This window comes from Weissella sp. DD23, from assembly GCF_001579105.1.
GTDB lineage: Bacteria > Bacillota > Bacilli > Lactobacillales > Lactobacillaceae > Weissella > Weissella cibaria.
The window spans coordinates 176,227-179,070 of sequence record NZ_KQ970390.1 but is presented as its reverse complement, the minus strand read 5'-3'; the positions used below and the strand labels follow the sequence as shown (position 1 = coordinate 179,070).

The 2,844-nt window shown below is 46.1% G+C and carries 2 protein-coding genes and 1 pseudogene; all 3 read right to left on the bottom strand.

The features are described 5' to 3' along the window. Positions 1–141 precede the first annotated feature (141 nt). The gene (gene dnaK / locus WEIDD23_RS00830) at positions 142–1,971 is read right to left on the bottom strand and encodes a molecular chaperone DnaK (RefSeq protein WP_062358671.1); all 1,830 of its coding nucleotides are present in this window, start codon (positions 1,969–1,971) and stop codon (positions 142–144) included. 56 nt (positions 1,972–2,027) lie between these two features. Continuing rightward, a complete protein-coding gene (gene grpE, locus WEIDD23_RS00825; RefSeq protein ID WP_010371913.1) occupies positions 2,028–2,570 on the bottom strand; it encodes a nucleotide exchange factor GrpE in 543 nt (180 codons plus the stop codon). 15 nt (positions 2,571–2,585) lie between these two features. After that, positions 2,586–2,844 (bottom strand): annotated as a pseudogene (locus tag WEIDD23_RS00820) (HrcA family transcriptional regulator); the annotation flags it as partial.

Sequence of the window (2,844 nt, the reverse complement as noted above, 5' to 3'; positions counted from 1 at the left end):
GTTCGTATAGCTCCGTATTATTCATGAGGCCAACCTCCATCTTTATCTCAATATGTATCACAAAGCGAGGCTCGCACCTCGCTTTGTGTCTAATCTGTAACTGGTAGGAAAATGCACAGACTAGGAATTTAATTTTTTAGATTACTTCTTGTCGTCAGAAACGTCTTCGAAGTCACCATCAACCGTGTTGTCATCACTTGATGAAGCACCGTCAGTAGCTTGCGCACCTTGATCAGGAGCAGCTTGTTGGTACAACTTAACAGCCAATTCTTGCGCAACCTTTTCCAAAGCTTCCTTCTTCGTCTTCATGTCGTCCAAATTGTCGGCTTCCTTAGCAGTCTTCAATTCAGCAACAGCGTCTTCAACTGGCTTCTTGTCCGTATCAGGCAACTTGTCGCCAACCTCTTCCAATGTCTTTTCTGATTGGAAAATCAATTGGTCAACATCGTTACGCAAGTCAACTTCTTCCTTACGCTTCTTGTCGGCCTCTTCGTTAGCCTTCGCGTCATTCATCATACGCTCAATTTCTTCGTCTGACAATGAACCAGAGCTTTGGATCGTAATCTTTTGCTCCTTGTTCGTTCCCAAATCCTTAGCAGAAACAGAAACGATACCGTTACGGTCGATGTCGAACTTAACTTCGATTTGTGGCACACCACGTGGTGCAGCAGGAATGTCAGTCAATTGGAAACGACCCAACGTCTTGTTATCAGCAGCCATTGAACGCTCACCTTGCAAAACGTGGATATCAACAGCGGGTTGGTTATCAGCGGCCGTTGAGAACACTTGTGACTTTGACGTAGGAATCGTCGTGTTGCGGTCGATCAACTTCGTGAACACACCACCCATCGTTTCGATACCCAATGACAATGGCGTCACATCAAGCAAAACCACGTCCTTAACGTCACCAGTAATCACACCACCTTGCACAGCGGCTCCCAAAGCAACCGCTTCGTCAGGGTTAATTGAGTGATCAGGCTCCTTGCCAGTCAAAGCCTTAACAGACTCTTGCACAGCAGGAATACGCGTTGAACCACCGTTCAAGATAACCTTGTCGATGTCGTTGATTGACAAACCAGCATCCTTCAAAGCTTGACGAACAGGCTCTTCCGCACGCTTTACCAAGTCAGCCGTCAATTGGTTGAATTGGGCACGCGTCAAAGTCGTTTGCAAGTGCAATGGACCAGCTTCGGTTGCCGTAATAAATGGCAAATCAATTTGCGCTTCAGTTGCTGATGACAACGTCTTCTTTGCCGTCCCTGCAGCATCCTTCAAACGTTGCAAGGCCAACTTGTCAGCCTTCAAATCAACCCCATTTTCAGCCTTGAAGTTATCGGCCAACCAGTCAATAACCTTTTGGTCAAAGTCGTCACCACCAAGGTGTGTGTCACCATTTGTTGACAAAACTTCGAAAACACCATCACCCAACTCAAGGATAGAAACGTCAAACGTTCCACCACCCAAGTCATAAACAAGGACCTTTTCGTCGTTCTCCAACTTGTCCAAACCGTATGCCAAAGCAGCGGCCGTTGGCTCGTTGATGATACGCTCAACTTCCAAGCCGGCAATCTTACCAGCATCCTTAGTTGCTTGACGTTGCGCATCGTTAAAGTAAGCAGGTACCGTGATAACAGCCTTATCAACCGTCTCACCAAGGTAATCTTCAGCGTACTTCTTGATGTATTGCAAGATAATGGCTGAAATTTCTTGTGGCGTGTAGTCCTTGCCATCAACCGTTACCTTGTAACCAGCTTCACCCATGTGTGACTTGATTGACAAAATCGTGTCAGGGTTTGTGATAGCTTGACGCTTAGCAGTATCACCGACTTGCGTCTCGCCGTTCTTAAATGAAACAGCTGATGGCGTCGTACGACCACCGTTTGGGTTAGTGATAACCTTTGGTTGGCCACCTTCCAAAACGGCAACAGCTGAGTTTGTTGTTCCCAAATCAATTCCAATGATCTTTGACATAATGTTTTTACCTCTTATTGATCAATTTTTATTTTTAATAGTAAGTGAATAGTTGTTTAGTTATAAACAGCTACCATCGCTGGACGAATCACACGGTCCGCCAAGACATAACCCTTTTGAAGAACCTGGGCAATCGTATCTGCCGGGTGATCCTCATCAGCCGGTACAGATTGGATTGCTTGGTGGAAGTTAGGATCAAATGGTTCACCTTCGGCCCCAACGGCCTTGATGTCATTATCTTCCAAGGCAGATGCCAATGTCTTATAGACCATTTCGACACCCGTCTTAATTTGCTTAGCCGCATCGTCGTCAGCTTCTACTTGCAACGCACGTTCCAAGTTATCCAAAGCAGGCAAAACTGACTTTGCCAACTTTTGGCTCGCGTACTTAACTGCTTGTGCTTGTTCCTTTGCAAAACGTGTTTGCATGTTTTGCATCTCGGCGTGGGCACGCAAGTACTTATCTTCCGCTTCTGCAACCTTAGCTTCCATCGCAACCATTGGGTCGATTTCGACCGCTTCGGTTGTTTCGGTGTCAACATCCGGTGTCTCAACCGTTTCTTCAACTTCTTCTTCAGGAGTCTGCTTATCTTCTGCCATGCTAACACCTCTTTTCTATCGGTAATATTCTAATAATTGTTGTGATAACGCGGTACGATATACATCAACTAATTCGACCATATCGGCGTACATCATCGATGTTGGACCTAGAATGGCAACTGCCCCTACACCATGTTGCGGTACACGATAGGTTGCTGATACCAAACTGTAAGGTGACAACAGGCTATTCCCATTCTCATCCCCAATTTGTACCATCACACCATCATTCGCGTTGCCAACGACGTGACGCATAGCGGTCGGTGCATCCAGTAAT

What these genes read in the sequence shown, in the direction of transcription:
- dnaK (WP_062358671.1), bottom strand. Translation starts at nt 1,971, where the DNA reads ATGTCAAAGATCATTGGAATTGATTTGGGAACAACAAACTCAGCTGTT.
- grpE (WP_010371913.1), bottom strand. Translation starts at nt 2,570, where the DNA reads ATGGCAGAAGATAAGCAGACTCCTGAAGAAGAAGTTGAAGAAACGGTT.